At 34.4% G+C, this 18,631-nt stretch carries 19 protein-coding genes; 18 read left to right on the forward strand and 1 reads right to left on the reverse strand.

The genetic code is table 11. The features are described from left to right. Positions 1-327 precede the first annotated feature (327 nt). The 16 genes from fabG (at position 328) to CSW08_RS10605 (ending at position 16,581) form a co-directional block, all read left to right on the forward strand. Complete coding sequence (gene fabG, locus CSW08_RS10530; RefSeq protein WP_106659850.1) at positions 328-1,074, forward strand: 3-oxoacyl-[acyl-carrier-protein] reductase; 747 nt, start codon at positions 328-330, stop codon at positions 1,072-1,074. A gap of 61 nt (positions 1,075-1,135) precedes the next feature. Continuing rightward, entirely contained in the window at positions 1,136-3,169 is a 2,034-nt protein-coding gene (locus CSW08_RS10535) for a hypothetical protein (protein ID WP_106659851.1), read from the forward strand. 12 nt (positions 3,170-3,181) lie between these two features. Further along, positions 3,182-3,997, forward strand: a complete 816-nt coding sequence (locus tag CSW08_RS10540; protein WP_106659852.1) for a prohibitin family protein — start codon at positions 3,182-3,184, stop codon at positions 3,995-3,997. 262 nt (positions 3,998-4,259) lie between these two features. Then, positions 4,260-5,117 carry an ATP phosphoribosyltransferase gene (gene hisG, locus CSW08_RS10545; protein ID WP_106659881.1) on the forward strand — a complete coding sequence of 286 codons (858 nt, stop codon included), beginning with the start codon at positions 4,260-4,262 and terminating at the stop codon, positions 5,115-5,117. Positions 5,118-5,127: 10 nt separating this feature from the next. Continuing rightward, positions 5,128-6,411, forward strand: a complete 1,284-nt coding sequence (gene hisD / locus CSW08_RS10550; protein WP_106659853.1) for a histidinol dehydrogenase — start codon at positions 5,128-5,130, stop codon at positions 6,409-6,411. A 107-nt stretch (positions 6,412-6,518) separates the two neighbouring features. Beyond that, a complete protein-coding gene (gene hisC, locus CSW08_RS10555; protein ID WP_203226877.1) occupies positions 6,519-7,562 on the forward strand; it encodes a histidinol-phosphate transaminase in 1,044 nt (347 codons plus the stop codon). Between the two features lie 41 nt (positions 7,563-7,603). Then, complete coding sequence (locus CSW08_RS10560) at positions 7,604-7,885, forward strand: GIY-YIG nuclease family protein (protein WP_106659855.1); 282 nt, start codon at positions 7,604-7,606, stop codon at positions 7,883-7,885. A 41-nt stretch (positions 7,886-7,926) separates the two neighbouring features. Further along, complete coding sequence (gene hisB / locus CSW08_RS10565) at positions 7,927-9,060, forward strand: bifunctional histidinol-phosphatase/imidazoleglycerol-phosphate dehydratase HisB (RefSeq protein WP_106659856.1); 1,134 nt, start codon at positions 7,927-7,929, stop codon at positions 9,058-9,060. A 68-nt stretch (positions 9,061-9,128) separates the two neighbouring features. Continuing rightward, on the forward strand, positions 9,129-9,710 hold the full coding sequence (gene hisH, locus CSW08_RS10570) for an imidazole glycerol phosphate synthase subunit HisH (RefSeq protein WP_106659857.1): 582 nt from the start codon (positions 9,129-9,131) through the stop codon (positions 9,708-9,710). A 76-nt stretch (positions 9,711-9,786) separates the two neighbouring features. Then, positions 9,787-10,521, forward strand: a complete 735-nt coding sequence (gene hisA / locus CSW08_RS10575; protein WP_106659858.1) for a 1-(5-phosphoribosyl)-5-[(5-phosphoribosylamino)methylideneamino]imidazole-4-carboxamide isomerase — start codon at positions 9,787-9,789, stop codon at positions 10,519-10,521. Positions 10,522-10,589: 68 nt separating this feature from the next. Continuing rightward, entirely contained in the window at positions 10,590-11,345 is a 756-nt protein-coding gene (gene hisF / locus CSW08_RS10580; RefSeq protein WP_106659859.1) for an imidazole glycerol phosphate synthase subunit HisF, read from the forward strand. Positions 11,346-11,386: 41 nt separating this feature from the next. Next, positions 11,387-12,013 carry a bifunctional phosphoribosyl-AMP cyclohydrolase/phosphoribosyl-ATP diphosphatase HisIE gene (hisIE, locus tag CSW08_RS10585; protein ID WP_106659860.1) on the forward strand — a complete coding sequence of 209 codons (627 nt, stop codon included), beginning with the start codon at positions 11,387-11,389 and terminating at the stop codon, positions 12,011-12,013. A gap of 79 nt (positions 12,014-12,092) precedes the next feature. Beyond that, a complete protein-coding gene (locus CSW08_RS10590; RefSeq protein WP_106659861.1) occupies positions 12,093-13,058 on the forward strand; it encodes a DUF6807 domain-containing protein in 966 nt (321 codons plus the stop codon). Positions 13,059-13,081: 23 nt separating this feature from the next. Further along, on the forward strand, positions 13,082-14,470 hold the full coding sequence (locus CSW08_RS10595; RefSeq protein ID WP_106659882.1) for a Gfo/Idh/MocA family protein: 1,389 nt from the start codon (positions 13,082-13,084) through the stop codon (positions 14,468-14,470). Positions 14,471-14,516: 46 nt separating this feature from the next. Then, a complete protein-coding gene (locus tag CSW08_RS10600; protein ID WP_238987246.1) occupies positions 14,517-15,842 on the forward strand; it encodes a putative oxidoreductase C-terminal domain-containing protein in 1,326 nt (441 codons plus the stop codon). Between the two features lies 1 nt (position 15,843). After that, positions 15,844-16,581, forward strand: coding sequence for a cupin domain-containing protein (locus CSW08_RS10605; protein ID WP_106659863.1), 738 nt, complete (start codon positions 15,844-15,846; stop codon positions 16,579-16,581). 40 nt (positions 16,582-16,621) lie between these two features. On the opposite strand, the gene CSW08_RS10610 is transcribed toward CSW08_RS10605, so the two are convergent. Continuing rightward, a complete protein-coding gene (locus tag CSW08_RS10610) occupies positions 16,622-17,038 on the reverse strand; it encodes a hypothetical protein (protein WP_106659864.1) in 417 nt (138 codons plus the stop codon). A 101-nt stretch (positions 17,039-17,139) separates the two neighbouring features. Between CSW08_RS10610 and CSW08_RS10615 the strand changes: the two genes are divergently transcribed. Both CSW08_RS10615 and CSW08_RS10620 read left to right on the forward strand, forming a co-directional pair. Beyond that, a complete protein-coding gene (locus tag CSW08_RS10615) occupies positions 17,140-17,922 on the forward strand; it encodes a tRNA pseudouridine synthase A (protein WP_203226878.1) in 783 nt (260 codons plus the stop codon). A 138-nt stretch (positions 17,923-18,060) separates the two neighbouring features. Next, a complete protein-coding gene (locus CSW08_RS10620; RefSeq protein WP_106659866.1) occupies positions 18,061-18,618 on the forward strand; it encodes a hypothetical protein in 558 nt (185 codons plus the stop codon). Positions 18,619-18,631: the final 13 nt, after the last annotated feature.

Consider the following 18,631-nt stretch of genomic DNA (forward strand, 5'->3'; position numbering starts at 1 on the left):
CGGTTTTCTTGGTGGTTTTCCATAAGGATACTTTTTGTGTATCGCTATTTCAGGACAAGACAACATATAAATTATAAGAACCTCGCAAGATTTTGTGAGGTTTTTTTATTTGAAGTGGTTTAAACTTTTTTGATTGAAGCGAAAAATAGGGATTTTTGTTCCAGATTTTATCTTTTTCGCACTACATAGCAGAGCTATGGAGCAAAAAAACAGGTGAAATATGGGATAAAAAGACCATTTTGTAGCCAATTAAAAAAAGTTTAAACCACTTCTTTGATACAGTTTGTAATTACTATATTTGAAAATCAACTTTTTTATATAAACTAAATGAAATTATTAGAAGGAAAAACAGCCATTATAACTGGTGCAAGTAGGGGTATAGGAAGAGGAATCGCTCAAGTATTTGCAGAACAGGGAGCTAATGTAGCTTTTACATATAGTTCTTCTGTAGAAGCTGCTAACGAATTAGAAAAAGAATTAATTGCCCTAGGCGTTAAAGCCAAAGGTTATAAAAGTAATGCAGCTAGTTTTGACGACGCTCAAAAATTAGCAGATGATGTGGTTGCCGAATTTGGCAGTATTGATATTTTGGTCAATAATGCCGGTATTACTAAAGATAATTTGTTAATGAGAATTAGTGAGGAAGATTTTGACACCGTTATTGAAGTTAATCTAAAATCGGTTTTTAATATGACCAAAGCCGTACAAAGAACGATGTTAAAGCAACGTAAAGGATCTATCATTAATATGAGTTCTGTAGTTGGCGTTAAAGGAAATGCAGGACAAACCAATTATGCAGCATCTAAAGCTGGAATCATTGGCTTTTCCAAATCTGTAGCTTTAGAGCTGGGTTCTAGAAATATAAGAAGCAACGTGATTGCGCCTGGTTTTATTGAAACTGAAATGACAGCCAAACTGGACGAGAATGTGGTTAAAGGATGGAGAGATGGTATTCCATTAAAACGTGGTGGAACTCCTCAAGATGTCGCCAATGCCTGCGTATTTTTAGCTAGCGATATGAGCGCCTATATTACTGGGCAAACATTGAATGTAGATGGTGGTATGCTAACCTAAATAGTCATTCCTTTGAAGGCAGTAATCTTTTAAAACAAACTTAATAGAAAGTAAATTTTTAATGAGTTCCATAACTCTAATTTTTGTCATACTTGCAGGAATTACAGCGCTATTATTAGCGCTTTTTCAATATTGGAACAAATCAAAACGACATTCCAAATTATATTGGATATTCATTTTTTTAAGATTTCTCACGCTTTTTGCAATCCTATTGCTTATCATCAACCCTAAATTTGAGCATCTAGAAGTATATACTGAAAAGCCTAATCTAGTTATAGCTATAGATAATTCTAGTTCAGTAAAACATTTAAATCAGGATGGAAATGCGCTAAAAATCATGGATGCCTTAACCAATAATACTGATTTAAATGAAAAGTTTAATATGGAATGGTATGCGTTTGGTGATAATTTAAGTCCAAAAGATTCTTTAGTTTTTAATCAGCAACAAACCAATATTAGTAATGCCATCAACCAATTATCCCAAATCTATAAAGAATCCATTTCCCCAACAATTTTAATAACGGATGGGAATCAAACCTATGGTAGTGATTACGAATTCAGTTCGAATTCATATAAACAATCCATTTATCCTATCATTTTAGGAGATACCATTAGTTACACCGATTTAAAGATCCAGCAACTTAACGTCAATAAATATGCTTTTCTAAAAAATAGTTTTCCTATTGAAGTATTTTTAATTTATAATGGCAACAACAATGTCAATTCCCAATTCATTGTCACTAGTGGTAACAATACGGTTTATTCCCAACCCATTACTTTTTCAAAAAACAATAATTCCAAGATTATCAATTTCACATTGCCTGCAAACAGCGTAGGAGTAAGCACGTATAAAGCAACACTTGTGCCATTGGATAATGAAAAGAATGTTATAAATAATACCAAAAATTTTGCGGTTGAAGTTATTGATCAAAAAACAAAAGTAGCTGTAATAAGTGACTTTTTGCATCCAGATTTAGGTGTGCTTAAAAAGAGTATAGAAAGTAATGAACAACGGGAAGTTACATTCGTTAAACCAAACGACATTATTAATCATATAAATGATTTTCAACTATTTATATTATATCAACCAAACAATACCTTTAAACAAGTATTTGAAGCTTTAGATAAAGAAAACAAAAATAAAATGATAGTTGTTGGAACAAAAACCGATCTGGGTTTTTTAAATACTATTGATAATAATTATAACCAACAAATAACGAATCAGCCCGAAGATTATCAAGCTGAACTAAACTTAAATTTTGCACCTTTTATTATAGATGAGATTGACTTTGAATCATTTCCACCGTTAAAATCAAATTACGGAGACATCACGTTTTCAATACCTTTTGAAACGATTCTTTTTAAAAAAATCAATAATATTTCCACGAAAGAACCATTATTGGCCACTTTTGAAACCAATGGAAAAAGAGAAGGTGTTTTGTTTGGTGAAAACATTTGGCAATGGCGTGCGCAGAGTTATATAAATGCAAAATCGTTTAATGACTTTGATAATTTTATGGGGAAGCTGGTTCAATATTTAGCGTCGAATAAAAAGAGAAACCGACTTAATGTAGATTATGAATCCTTTTATAATGGCACAGGGAATATTATTGTGAAAGCACAATTCTTTGACAAAAACTTTGAATTTGATACTCGTGAAACGCTTACTATGTCAGTAAAGAACAAGATTTCCAACGAAGAAAAAAGTTTTCCTTTCATTCTTAAAAATAATAATTACCAAGTCGATTTAAGTAATTTATCACCTTCAGAATATAGTTTTAGGGTCTATGCTAAAAATGAAAACATATCACAATCAGGAAGTTTTCAAATTTTGGAGTATGATGTAGAACAGCAATTCTTAAATGCAGATGTAACAAAACTGCAACGTTTGGCCACCAATAGCGGCGGATTAAGTTATTTTGTTAATGATACCAATACCTTGGTAAATGATTTATTAAATGATAATCGTTTTGTATCTATTCAGAAAAGCAATAAAAATACCATACCTTTGATAGATTGGAAATATCTACTCATTTTAATAGCCTTAACTTTAACTACAGAATGGTTTTTAAGGAAATATAACGGATTAATTTAAACTAAAAATATAATGGAAAAATTACCAAAAATTACTATACCAGTTATAATTGCTGCAATTATACTTATCATCGTATTAGCAAAATCTGCTGTAACCATAGGATCAGGAGAAGCTGGTGTACTTTATAAAACATTTGATAATGGTGTAGTCACAAACCAACCACCATTGGGTGAAGGCTTTCATATAGTAGCACCTTGGAATAAGGTAATTATTTATGAAGTACGTCAACAAGAACTATTTGAAAAAATGAAAGTCCTATCTTCAAATGGGTTAGAAATTCAAATAGATGGGTCTGCATGGTATGAGCCTGTTTATAACGACTTAGGAAATCTGCATCAATCATTAGGAGAAAATTATTTACAACGTGTTATTCAGCCCGCCATTAGAAGTGCTGCTCGTAGTGTTGTTGGACGTTATACACCTGAACAATTGTATTCTAGTAAACGTGATGCCATTCAAGATGAAATATTTGAAGAAACTAAAAAAATACTAAAAAATCAATATATACAACTCAATGAATTTTTAGTGCGTGATGTGACATTGCCTGGAACAATTAAAGAGGCTATTGAACGCAAACTAAGACAAGAACAAGAATCTTTAGAATATGAATTTAGATTGGTAACTGCAGCTAAAGAAGCTGAAAAAGTAATTATTGAAGCTGAAGGAAAAGCAGAATCCAATAGAATATTAAGCGCTTCGTTAACTGATAAAATTTTACAAGATAAAGGTATTGATGCCACTATGAAATTAGCTGAATCACCTAATAGTAAAGTCATTGTAATAGGTTCGGGCGATAGTGGGTTACCTATAATTTTAGGAAATCAATAGTTTTTTAAACTTAAATAATATCCATAATGAAGTTTTGTTGAAATTATTTGGAATTTTAAACTTAATTTATAGATATTTGCACATAATAAATAAAACATGACATTTATTCAAGCACATCACCATCATTTTCAAATTTGCACTCAAGCGAACTGAAGATGTATTGAATAAATTCAACATATTTTTTAAACCCGTTTGAGACAATCAAGCGGGTTTTTTAATTTTAATGCCAACTAGATTGTTTCAAACTCATAAAAACAAGACAATGAGTAAATTAAGAATTGCAGTTCAAAAAGCGGGTCGTTTACACGACGAATCCATGGATATTTTAAAAGACATCGGTGTGTATATCGACAATGGAAAAGATCAATTAAAAGCATCTGCCAAAGGGTTTCCTGTAGAAGTATTTTATTTAAGAAATGGCGATATTCCTCAGTATCTAAAAGACGGCGTGGTTGATGCAGCCATCATTGGAGAAAATATTTTAATAGAAAAAGGCGAGGGCATTACCATTGCCGAAAAATTAGGGTTTTCTTCTTGCAAAGTGTGTATTGCGGTCCCAAAGGCCATGAAATATAATAGTATTAAGGATTTGGAAGGAAAACGTATAGCAACTTCTTACCCCAACACGGTACAAAATTATTTAGATAAAAATGGTATAAATGCACATCTGCACATTATTAATGGTTCGGTTGAAATTGCTCCTAATATCGGACTTGCCGATGCTATTTGCGATATTGTTTCCAGCGGAAGTACCTTGTTCAAAAACAATTTAAAGGAAGTTGAAACCATTTTAAAATCGGAAGCCGTTTTAGCTGTTTCACCTATTTTAAGTGAAGAAAAACAGGCCATTTTGGATACCATTCAGTTTAGAATTCAATCCGTTTTAAAAGGAAGACAATCTAAATATATATTGTTGAATGCGCCTAACGATAAAATACAAGACATTATTAATGTCTTACCGGGCATGAAAAGTCCAACAGTATTGCCTTTAGCGGAAGCGGGGTGGAGTTCTGTACATTCCGTCATAAGCAAAAATGAGTTTTGGAACGTGATAGAAGAGTTAAAAAAGAATGGTGCCCAAGGTATTTTGGTGTGTCCGATTGAAAAAATGGTTCTTTAATTAAATAAAAATGCAAATTATAGATAATCCAAGTCGCGATACTTGGACCGACATATTAAAACGACCGACCCAAACGGTAGATGACATTGAAGCTACGGTCAACGTTGTGTTTAATGACATACGCAATGATGGGGATTTGGCCGTTAAAAAATATACCGAACGCTTTGATGGCGTGACATTGGATTCCAATATGGTAACCCTTGAAGAACTTCAAGAAGCTTCAACTTTGGTTTCAGATGCGTTGAAGGATGCAATTGACTTAGCAAAGTTGAATATAGTAGCATTTCATGCAGCCCAAAAAACAACTAGAATTACCTTAGAAACCACTGAAGGTGTTAGCTGTTGGCAAGAAAAACGCCCCATTGAAAGAGTCGGTCTATACATTCCAGGAGGTACTGCACCGTTGTTTTCCACGGTGTTGATGTTAGCGGTTCCTGCCCAAATTGCTGGTTGCAAAGAGATTGTATTATGTTCGCCACCGAATAAACAAGGTAACGTTGCCCCGGAAATTTTATACGCGGCACAACTTTGTGGCGTTACTAAAATTATTAAAGTCGGTGGAATTCAAGCGATTGCTGGTTTAACGTTTGGCACGGAATCCATTCCTAAAGTGTATAAAATTTTCGGGCCGGGAAATCAATTTGTGACGGTTGCAAAACAACTGGCTACAAAGTATGGTGTTGCTATTGATATGCCTGCTGGGCCTAGTGAGTTATTGGTTATTGCTGATGAAACCGCAAACGCATCTTATGTGGCATCCGATTTGTTAAGTCAGGCAGAACACGGTACCGATAGCCAAGTTATATTGGTTTCGACTTCTAAAGATGTCATTAAAAATATTTCCAAAGAAATTGAAAAACAATTGGAAGTCCTTCCGCGTAAAGCGATTGCCAAAAAATCTATAGCGAATTCAAAACTGATTTATGTTGAAAGTGATGATATGGCTTTGGAACTGATAAACGAATACGGACCAGAACATTTTATTATTTGCACAAAGAATGAAAATTTTTATGTAGATGGTATCGCTAATGCAGGTTCTGTTTTTATTGGGAATTATACACCCGAAAGTGCTGGGGATTATGCCTCTGGAACCAATCATACCTTGCCTACTAATGGGTTTTCTAAGGCCTATTCTGGGGTGAATTTGGATAGCTTTTTAAAGAGTATGACGTTTCAGAAAATATCAAAAGAAGGATTAAAAAATATAGGAAACGCTATCGAATTGATGGCTGAAGCCGAAGGTTTGCAAGCACACAAAAATGCGGTAGCGATACGATTGAAGGATTTAAAATAATAATGTGTCATGCTTAAGATGTCACCCTGAGCGCAGTCGAAGGGTTGTTTCAGCATCACAAATAAAAATTTATGAGACACTGAAAGGAATTCAGTGTGACAAAAAAAATGAATATACAAGATTTAATACGGCCAACCATAAAAGCTCTAAAACCTTATTCATCCGCACGTGATGAATTTCAAGGTGTACCTGCCGATATGGTATTTTTGGATGCCAATGAAAATCCGTTTGAAAATGGCGTAAACCGTTATCCGGATCCGCAACAAGGAACATTAAAAGCTCTATTATCTGAAATTAAAGGAATTACTTCCAAAAAAATCCTTTTAGGAAATGGCAGCGACGAAGTTTTAGATTTGATTTTCAGGGCATTTTGTGAGCCAAACCAAGATAATGTCATTATACTTCCTCCAACATATGGCATGTATGAGGTGTTGGCGAATTTGAATGCGGTAGATATCATTAAAGTTGATTTAGATAATACGTTTCAACCGAAAGTCAATGAGATATTAAATGCCGCCAATGCAAACAGTAAAATTTTATTTCTGTGTTCACCCAACAATCCAACAGCTAACAGTTTTGAAAGCTCTAAAATTGAAAAACTAATTACTGAATTTAAAGGATTGGTCGTTATCGATGAAGCTTACATTGATTTTTCAAATGAAGCCAGTTGGCTCAGCAGATTGAATGAATTCCCGAATTTGGTCGTTACGCAAACCTTATCAAAAGCCTATGCAATGGCAGGTATTCGCTTGGGGATTTGTTATGCTTCCGCAGAAATCATTTCGGTTTTAAATACCATCAAACCACCTTATAATATAAATGAACTGACACAGAAAAAAGCCATTGAATTACTTAGTATTAAGGATTTAGCTTCCAATCAAATCAGTGATATTTTAAAGGAGCGAACTAAATTAATGGCTGAGTTAAAAAACATTACGTTTATTTCCAAAATATATCCTTCGGATGCTAATTTCATTTTGGCAAAAGTAGATGATGCCAATAAACGTTATAATCAACTTATTGAAAAAGGTATTGTGATTAGAAATAGAACCACTCAAGTGGGCTGTGAAAATTGTTTACGCTTTACTGTAGGTACATATGATGAAAATGAGAAATTAATAAAAACCCTTTTATTAATTTCGAAATCCTGAACTTGTTTCAGGAACTTTTTATTGAATAAGAATTATTATGAATGAAAAAATATTATTGTTACATATTAACAAATAAAAATAGGATTGTATTATATATTGGCTATACTGATAATTTAAAGAAAAGAATTAACCAACACCAAAAAGGAGCAGGTGCGTTATTTACCAAAAAGTATAGTGTAGTTGATTTAGTTTATTATGAGGAATTTGAAGAAATGAAAATTGCTAAATCTCGCGAAAAACAATTGAAAAATTGGCATAAAGACTGGAAATGGAATTTAGTTAAAGAAACTAATCCAAAATTAGAGACATTAATATTAATTTAAAGAGGTCCTGAAATAAATTCAGGACATATAACTAAAGTTATATGCAAAAAGTATTATTTATAGATAGAGATGGTACCATCATTAAGGAGCCTGGCGATGAGCAAATTGATTCCTTTGAAAAATTGGAGTTTTACCCCAAAGTGTTTCAATATTTAAGTAAAATCGCCAAGGAACTGGATTACGAAATCGTCATGATTACCAATCAAGATGGTTTGGGTACACCCGCTTTTCCAGAAAACACGTTTTGGCCTGTGCATAATTTCATTCTTAAATGTTTTGAAGACGAAGGTGTTGTTTTTAAGGAACAATTTATAGACAGGACCTTTGCAAAAGACAATGCGCCCACAAGAAAACCAAATACAGGATTATTGACCAAATATTTTTCTGAAGCATACGATTTAGAGAATTCATTTGTGATAGGCGATAGGTTAACGGACATTGAATTGGCAAAAAACCTAGGAGCCAAAGGCATTTATATAAACGACAATACCCATTTGGGAACCAATGAAATCACCGTGAAACGTGACGAATTAGATGCTTTTATTGCTCTAGAAACGAATGAGTGGGCTAAAATATATGGGTTTTTAAAGGCTGATGATAGACTGGGAGGCATTATAAGAAATACCAATGAAACTAAAATTGCTATCCAAATTAATTTAGATGGAACTGGCAAAAGCAAAATAGATACGGGAATTGCTTTTTTTGATCATATGTTGGACCAGATTGCACGTCATGGACAATTGGATTTAACCATTCAAGTAGATGGCGACTTAGAAGTTGATGAACACCATACCATCGAAGATACCGCCATTGCCTTAGGTGAATTGTTTCATAAGGTTTTAGGGAACAAATTGGGGATAGAACGTTACGGATTTTGTTTGCCCATGGACGATTGTTTAGCGCAAGCTGCCATCGATTTTGGTGGTAGAAATTGGTTGGTTTGGGAAGCGGATTTTAAACGCGAAATGGTTGGTAAAATGCCAACGGAAATGTTTTATCATTTCTTTAAATCGTTTACCGATGGTGCTAAATGCAACTTGAATATTAAAGCAGAAGGCACGAATGAGCATCATAAAATTGAAGCCATTTTTAAAGCCTTTGCCAAAGCCATTAAAATGGCGGTGAAACGCGATATTGAAAAAATGATTTTGCCTTCCACAAAAGGGATGTTATAAATTAGCTTTTCGCATTTTGCGGTTAGCTGTTAGCCAATACCCAAAGGCCAAAAGCCAAAAGCTTAAAAATGAAATTAGTCATTATAAATTACGGAGCAGGAAATATAAAAAGCATACAGTTTGCTTTTAAACGCCTTGGGGTTGATGCTATTTTATCAAATAATCCGGATGAGATAGTAGCTGCCGATAAAATTATATTTCCAGGTGTTGGTGAAGCTAGTACAGCCATGAACATGTTAAAGGAAAGTGGTTTGGATGTTTTGATTCCTACCTTAAAACAACCTGTTTTGGGCATTTGTTTAGGTATGCAATTGCTTTGCAATTCAACAGAAGAAGGCAATACCAAAGGATTAGGTGTTTTCGATACCGTTGTTAAACGGTTTTCTAACCATGTAAAAGTGCCTCAAATGGGCTGGAACGTGATTAAAGATTTAAAATCTGATTTATTTGAAGGCATCAAAGAAGGGGAATATATGTATTTGGTTCACAGTTATTATGCCGAACACTGTCCACAAACCATTGCTAAAACAGATTACGGAATCAATTATGCTTCAGCATTGCAACATGATAATTTTTATGGTGTACAATTTCACCCAGAAAAAAGCAGTGTGGCAGGCGAGAATATACTAAAGAATTTTTTAAAATTATAGTTGATGGTTTTTAGATGTTGGGAAACTAATAGCTAATAGCTAACAGCCAAAAGCCAAAAACCAAAAACCAGAAAAAATGAGAATAATACCAGCCATAGATATCATAGACGGTAAATGCGTTCGATTAACTAAAGGGGATTATGAGACTAAAAAAATCTATAATGAAAACCCATTGGAAGTCGCCAAAATGTTTGAAGCTGCCGGTATCGAATATTTACATTTGGTCGATTTAGACGGTGCCAAAGCACAGCATATTGTAAATTATAAGGTTTTAGAGCAAATTTCAACAAAAACGAAGTTGAAGATTGATTTTGGTGGCGGCTTAAAAACCAATGAAGATTTACATATTGCTTTTAACTCAGGTGCAAAACAAATTACAGGAGGAAGTATTGCGGTTAAAGACCCTAAGACTTTTGAAGGTTGGATTGCTAAGTATGGTGGTGAAAAAATCATTTTAGGCGCCGACAGTAATAATGGAAAAATAGCCATTAGTGGCTGGCAAGTGGATAGTGTTGAAGACGTCATTCCGTTTATTAAAGGCTATCAAAAGAAACGCATCAAATATGTTATTTGTACCGATATTGCTAAAGATGGTATGCTTGAAGGGCCGTCGTTTGATTTATATAAAAATATTATAGATGCGTGTACAAACAGTAGCAGCGGACAATCCATTAAGCTTATTGCGTCTGGAGGCATATCCATTATTGATGAATTGCCCAAACTAAAAGAATTGGGTTGCGAAGGGGTTATTATAGGAAAAGCTATTTACGAAAATAGAATTAGCTTAAAACAATTGGAAAAATTTGTTTAACTCGTTATCAGTTAAGATTTAAAACCCAAACTTTTAACTTTTAACTTTTAACTTTTAACTTTTTATTAATGTTGACAAAGAGAATCATACCCTGTTTGGATATTAAAAACGGACGTACCGTAAAAGGCGTCAATTTTGTTGATTTACGTGATGCAGGTGACCCTGTAGAGTTGGCCAAGCAATATGCAGATATAGGTGCCGATGAGTTGGTTTTTTTAGATATTTCAGCGACTTTAGAGGGTCGAGCCACAACCTTGGATATGGTTTTGCATGTCGCGGAACAAGTCAATATTCCGTTTACAGTGGGTGGCGGTATTTCGTCCATAGAGCATGTCGACGATTTATTGAAATGCGGCGCTGATAAAGTCTCCATCAATTCGTCTGCTGTAAAACGACCAGAATTGGTTAATGAACTTTCCAATAAATTTGGAAGTCAGTGCATTGTCGTCGCCATTGATGCCAAACAAATTGACGGCAATTGGAAAGTACATTTAGCTGGCGGCAGTATCCCAACGGATATTGATTTATTTGAATGGGCCAAAGAAGTAGAACAACGTGGTGCCGGTGAAATATTATTCACATCTATGGATCATGATGGCACGAAGAATGGGTTTGCCAATGAAGCCTTGGCTAAATTATCAAGTGAATTGAATATCCCAATCATAGCTTCAGGCGGTGCAGGTAATATTCAGCATTTTATTGATACCTTTAAAGAAGGGAAAGCAGATGCAGCACTAGCAGCCAGTGTGTTTCATTTTGGAGAAATACCTATTTCAGAATTAAAAAGAGCATTAAAAAATAATAATATAGAAGTACGACTATAAGCCCCTAACCCCAAAGGGGAAAATAAATTAAGAATTAAAATATGTCAAATAAAAAAAATACACGCGCCATTTCTCCCCTTTGGGGGGAGTTAGAGGGGGCTCTAGTTCCAGCCATTATCCAAGATGCCACAACAAAAAAGGTGTTGATGTTGGGGTATATGAATGAAGCCGCTTACAACAAAACATTAGAGACGAAACAAGTTACTTTTTTTAGCAGAAGTAAAAATCGGTTATGGACAAAAGGGGAGGAAAGTGGCAACTTTTTAAACCTCGTGGATATAAAAAACGATTGTGATAACGATACGCTGCTTATTCAAGTAAACCCAATCGGACCAACGTGTCATACTGGAACAGATACCTGTTGGGGCGATTCAAATGATGAAAATTATGGCTTTTTATCGCAATTGGAAGCTGTTATCGAAAACAGAAAAGAGAATGCAGACGCAGACACATCATATGTAGCATCACTATTTAAAAAGGGGATTAATAAAATCGCGCAAAAAGTAGGAGAGGAAGCAGTTGAAGTGGTTATTGAAGCCAAAGACAGTAATGATGATTTATTTTTAAGTGAAAGTGCCGATTTATTGTTCCACTATTTAATACTGCTAAAGGCTAAAGGTTTCAAACTAAATGATATCATAAAGGTTCTGAAGTCAAGACATAAATAAAAAAATGTTAAATCCATTAGCTCCTTTTAATTCAGTAATTAATTCGTATTTTTAAAGAAATTAACTATTCTTTAAACTAATGCAATTAACTAAGCTATCTATCTTAACTCTTATGGTGTTGTTTGCTTTTTCATTCAAAGCATTGTCTCAAAACGAAAAAGTATTATCCGTTTTAAAAGAAAAGGGGATATTATCAATTGTCCATAAAAACCAGCCACTTATTGGGTATCAATATGAAGTGCTAGATCCGCCAGAAGGAGTAGATCCAGCATTCAAACGCAGTGGTTTTTTCCATCCAATAAATACCTTAAAAGGACATCGGTTAACTCGTATTCATGCAAAAGACCATTACCACCATTTTGGTATGTGGAATCCTTGGACAAAGACTTTGTTTGAAGGAGATACGCTTGATTTTTGGAATATTGGTGGCAAACAGGCAACAATTCGCCATTCAGGTTTTAAAAACACGAATGTAACAGATGACTTTGCTGAATACCAAATGCTGCATGAACACGTCGTTTTAAAAAACAACAAAAACAAAGTAGCATTAAACGAGATTCAAACCGTAAAAATCCACAATCCAAAGGATAATTATTATATCATTGACTTACAGTTTGATTACACCTGTGCAACAGATAGTAAATTTGAAATTTTGGCATATCGCTACCAAGGTCTAGGCTGGCGCGCCACTGAAGAATGGAATGATGCCAATAGTAGCATAATTACTTCTGAAGGTAAAACACGCAAAGACGCCGATAATACAACCGCCAAATGGATGCTATACCAAGGCAAGTTGGGAAATGATAAAGGTGGTATTATAATGCTTTCACATGCACAAAATTACAACCATCCTGAACCTATCAGGGTTTGGCCTATTGGTCAGCATGAAGGTTCTGTTTTTATAAATTTTTCACCAACCAAGACCAAAGACTGGGTATTTGAGCCTGGTAAAACCTATACATTAAAATATAGGTTGGTTGTTTTTGATGATGAGTTTACACCAACTCAGGCAGAAACATTTTGGGAAGAATTTACCAAGCAATAACAACCAAAACTAGACTATATAGCATGAAAAAAAACATTTCAAGAAGAACGTTTATCCAAACAACTTCAAAGGCATCAGCAGCTACTATATTGCTATCTGGAGTTCCATCAATAGTTCCAGCCAGTGTGTTTGGTAAAAATGCACCCAGTAACCGTATCAATATTGCCGCCATTGGTAATGGCCGGATTTCAAGAATTTATGATATGCCAGAGGTTTGGCAATCCGAGGATGTCCAAATACTCGCTGTTTGCGATTTAGACTCCAATCGGGCCAAAGATGCCAAGACGTTGGTTGAAAAATATTATACCGAAAAATCAGGCAAGCCTTTTAACGGTGTAAATGTTTACACCGATTACCGTGAATTACTTCTTAATAAAGATATTGACGCCGTGATTATAAGCACACCAGACCATTGGCATACAAAGATAGGGGTTGATGCCGTACGTGCAGGAAAAGATATTTTTATGCAAAAACCAGTATCATTAACTATTAAAGAGGGGCGTTATTTAAGTGATGAAGTTAGAAAAACCGATAGGATTTTTCAAATTGGCAGTCAGCAACGTTCTTCGCCTCAATTTCGTTATGCAGCAGAATTGGTAAGAAATGGCCGAATAGGTGAGCTTAAGAAAGTATATGTTGGGTTGCCCGGCGATCCCAGTGGAAATGAAGAGCCAGAAATGCCAATTCCAACAAACTTGGATTATGATATGTGGTTAGGGGCTACACCAGAAGTCTATTATACTGAAAAACGCGTCCATCCACAAACAAACTATGGTCGCCCAGGTTGGTTACGCTGTGAGCAGTTTGGTGCTGGTATGATTACCGGCTGGGGATCCCACCATATCGACTCTGCACATTGGGGAATGAATACGGAGTATACGGGTCCTATTGAGGTTTGGGGACAGGCAGAATTTCCAAAATCCGGTTTATGGGATGTCCATGGTATTTTTACTACCTATGCCAAATATGCCAATGGCGTTGACATGGTTGTAACTAACGAATTACCTAATGGTGTTAAATTTGAAGGTACCGAGGGCTGGATATTTGTTACAAGAGGTGATTATCGCGTTACTGCAAGTGATCCAGTGGCCGATTCTGATGGGGTAAAGCCATTAGATGCAAGTGATCCAAAAATCATTACATCCCAAATTGGAGCTAATGAAATCCATTTACCTGTTAGTGACAATCATCATAGAAATTGGATTGATAGTATCAAATCCCGCAAAGAGCCTATAGCACCAATTGAAGCTGCCCATCGTTCTTGTTCTGCTTGCTTAATTCATCATATGGCCATGAAATTAAACAGGAAATTATACTGGAATCCAGAAACCGAACAATTTAAAAATGATGATGAGGCAAATTCTATGCTCTCTAGACCGCAACGTGAAAAATATGCTGTAAAATATGAATAAAAAAAGTATTAAAACATTTTTATATCTAACCTTAACTTTGACTTTAATGGTCTCCTGTAAAACAGAAACAAAAGAGGTTTCAGAAGAAAACATTAAATTTATCACCATTGATCCTGGCCATTTCCATGCTGCGTTAGTTCAAAAATATAATTATCCGGAAGTTGATTCAACGGTTTATATCTATGCTCCAAAAGGTGATGATGTTACTTTGCATTTAAATAGAATAGACGGATTTAATACGCGTGAAGAAACCCCCACAAATTGGAATACCATTTTATACGAAGGCAATGATTTTTTCGAAAAAATGTTATCTGAAAAAAAGGGAAACGTCGTTGTTTTATCAGGAAATAATCGTAAGAAAACAGAATATATCAATCAATCTGTGCTTAATGGTATGAATGTACTTGCCGATAAACCAATGGCAATCAATGTGGATGATTTTAAGTTATTGAAAGAAACTTTCCAATTGGCTTCACAAAAAAATGTGTTATTATATGATGTTATGACCGAGCGCTTTGAAATCACATCCATATTACAGCGCGAGTTATCAATGAATAAAACCATTTTTGGTGACCTCGAAAAAGGTTCCCCTGAACACCCAGCGATAACAAAAGAAAGTGTCCATCACTTTTATAAATACGTTTCTGGAACTATTTTAACTCGCCCACCATGGTTTTTTGATGTCGACCAACAAGGTGAAGGGATTGTCGATGTTACCACACATTTGGTTGATTTAGTTCAATGGCAATGTTTTCCTAACCAAATTTTACATGAAGAAGATGTAAATATTAATTCAGCAACTAGAACGCCCACACATATTTCCAAATCTGAATTTGAAGCTGTAACCAAGCTTGACCATTTTCCTGATTATTTGCAAAACGCTATTGTAAAAGATTCTGTTTTGGCGGTATTTTGCAATGGAGAAATTAATTATAAGTTAAAAGACATTCATGCTAAAGTATCTGTAAAATGGAATTATATGGCACCTGAAGGTACCGCAGATACCCACTTTTCTAAAATGAGAGGTTCAAAGGCTGAACTAGTAATCAAACAAGGTAAAGAACAAAATTTTAAACCGACATTATATATAGAAATTATAGAACTCTCACCAACTTACCTTATAAATGTCATTGAAGAATTTAAAAAGTTAGAAAAGAAGTATCCTGGAATTTCGTTAGAATCAACCCCCTTAGGTTGGGAAGTTGTTATACCTGAATCTTATAAAAATGGCCATGAAGCCCATTTTTCCCAAGTAACCGAAAAGTTTATTGAATATCATACCCAAGGAAATATCCCAGAATGGGAAATACCCAATATGATTACAAAATATTACACTACAACAAAAGCCTTAGAAATTGCTAAATCTAATTAAGATGATGAGAAGAACAGTTACATTTTGTATTTGCTTATTAACAACACTTGCTTTTTCCCAAGGCAAAGTAAACTCTGGTGTTTATAAATTTGGGATAAATCAGATGATGATAAGTGGAGAAACAACCCATTTTCACGATATGAAATTATCAACCATGAAGTTGGATCGTAATGATTCTATTCACGATAAAGCCTTTGATAATAAAGAACAAATTTTTATAGTAAAACAAGGTGAAATAGAAGTAACCATTGGTAATGAAACAAAAATTATAGGAGCAAACAGCGTAGCCTTTGTATTGCCAAAAGATCAAATTAAAATTAAAAATAATTTGGAAACTCCTGCCATTCTATATCATATGCTATATAACTCTAAAGATGAAATGGATTTAAAAAGAGGGAAAGACAATGCCGGTTCTTTCATCATAAATTTTACGGATTTAGAATACAATCAACACGATAGAGGGGGCATTCGAAATTATTTCAATACCAAAACAGCTACTCTTAATTATTACGAAATGCATGTTACCAATTTAAATGGGGGCATTAAAAGCCATGAGCCACATACTCACCGTGCAGCAGAAATTGTACTAATGATAGAGGGTGATACCCAAATGGAAATAGGTGATAAAATATATAAAGCAAATGTGGGTGATATTTATTTTTTAGCTTCTAATATACCGCATGCCATTCAAAATATGGGAAGTAATCAAGCCATGTATTTTGCGTTTCAGTGGGATTGACAAAAAAAGGCATTAAGAAATTAATGCCTTTTCGGTAAATCTATATGATCCAGTCTTTGGAAATTGATTTTTTAGAAAACCACACTAAAAATACGGCAAAGGCAATAATACTAATAGTCATTGCTATCCCATAAAAATGTCCCTGAGCCAAAACATAGCCCATTTGAACTATGACCGCAATTAATGAAATTATAAACAAAGAATATGACCATTTTTTTCTCAATAAGAGTCCGATAGATCCCAAAACGGCGGTAAATACAGCAATGGCGAACGCAGCTGTTAACCATGCTGGGAGATTAGAAGCCATCTCCAATTGTGCTTCTGTCAGTGCCAAACGCCAACGATCAGTTTTATAAGCTTGTCCCAAATATTGGTCAACGCCCATGACATTCCAAAAAAGAGCAATTACGCTCACAATCCAAAACCAAACTGGTGGTTTAACTTTGTAATTTGTCATAATAGTTAGTTTTTTAATTAGTTGGTTAAATAAAAAGTAATACAATTTATAATTTTTTTGTCACAATTAATAAAATAACTTATTTTACCCCAGCGATACAGATGTTAATGAAGCAGTATTTTTATTTAGTTACTATTCAGTACTTAGGCTACCGTTTTCACGGTTGGCAAAAACAACCCAATATAAAAACACTGCATTTAATGGTAGATAGAACCTTAAATTTTATTTTAGAAGGAAAACCTTTTAAAAGTTTAGGGTCGGGGAGAACCGATGCTATGGTGTCAGCAGAATGTGCCGCTTTTGAACTGTTTTTGGAAGAACCTATAGAAGATTTAGATACTTTTTTGGGTTTGTTCAATCATAATTTACCTCAAGATATTAGGGCATTGACCATCAAGGAAGTTGATAAAAAATTCAACATCATAAAACATTCCAAAATCAAGGAGTATCTTTATTTGTTTACCTATGGTGAAAAATGTCATCCCTTTTGCGCTCCTATCATGACAACCATTCTTGAAAATTTGGATATAGATCTCATGAAACAGGGAGCCAAACTCTTTGAGGGCGAACATTTTTTTAAATCGTATTGTTTTCGGGCGACCGATAATGGCATTTACAATCGTGATATTTTAACTTGTGAATTGGTAGAAAACACCAAGTATACCGCCAATTATTTTCCGAAGAAAACCTATGTATTAAGGGTTAGGGGCAAAGGGTTTATGCGTAACCAAATAAGGTTGATGATGGGTACGTTGATTGATTTAGGCAAGGGCAATAAGTCTTTAGAGGATATTGAGAACAGTTTACTTCCAGAAAGCACCATAAAAATGGATTATATAGCACCTGCTTCAGGGCTCATTCTTAACAAGATAGAATTCATTTAATTAATTAGCGTAATAAATTAAAATTATAGCTTAATTAAAAATATGTGTGAATTTTGCAAGTTATTTAAAAAACTTTGTAAATAAGTTAGTTTAAGTGTAGCCTATATTTACTTCATATTAATAATAAAAACTATAAAAATGAAACATGTAATTTATATTTGTTTATTCTTGTTTGCTGGAACTGTGTTCGCACAACAAAAGCCTAAAGAAGTAAAGGAAGAAGTAGAAGTTAAAACAGTAAAAGTTAAAGACAGCGAAAAAACGACCGAAAACAAAGTTAAAGTAGTTACAAGAGAAACGTCCGATGTTGAGTTAGATGAAAAGGACAAAAATAAAACCAACCAAGACCGTGTACCCGGCACTACTAAGGTTGAAAAAAGGACTTATGTGGACAACGATGCCAGTGATAAGTACGATATTTTAACCACTGAAACTTATTATAGAATGGATGATGGAAATTATGTATTTTCCCCACGTGATCAAGGGTTTCAAATATCGCATACAAAAGGCGATAATCAACGTCAAAACATTATTGGTAAATCTTGGCCTACCAGTTTGAAAGGTTACTATATTGTAGATGGTGCATCACAATCTGGTATTGGTTATTTTGACCAAAATGGAAATTTTGTTACCGAATATTATAACAAAGCTACCAAACAAGTTGAAGTTAAAACATACCTTAAGAGTTCTCTTTAAATAATAATTAAAA

Origin of the sequence: Confluentibacter flavum (assembly GCF_002843175.1) — a bacterium.
Lineage (GTDB): Bacteria > Bacteroidota > Bacteroidia > Flavobacteriales > Flavobacteriaceae > Confluentibacter > Confluentibacter flavum.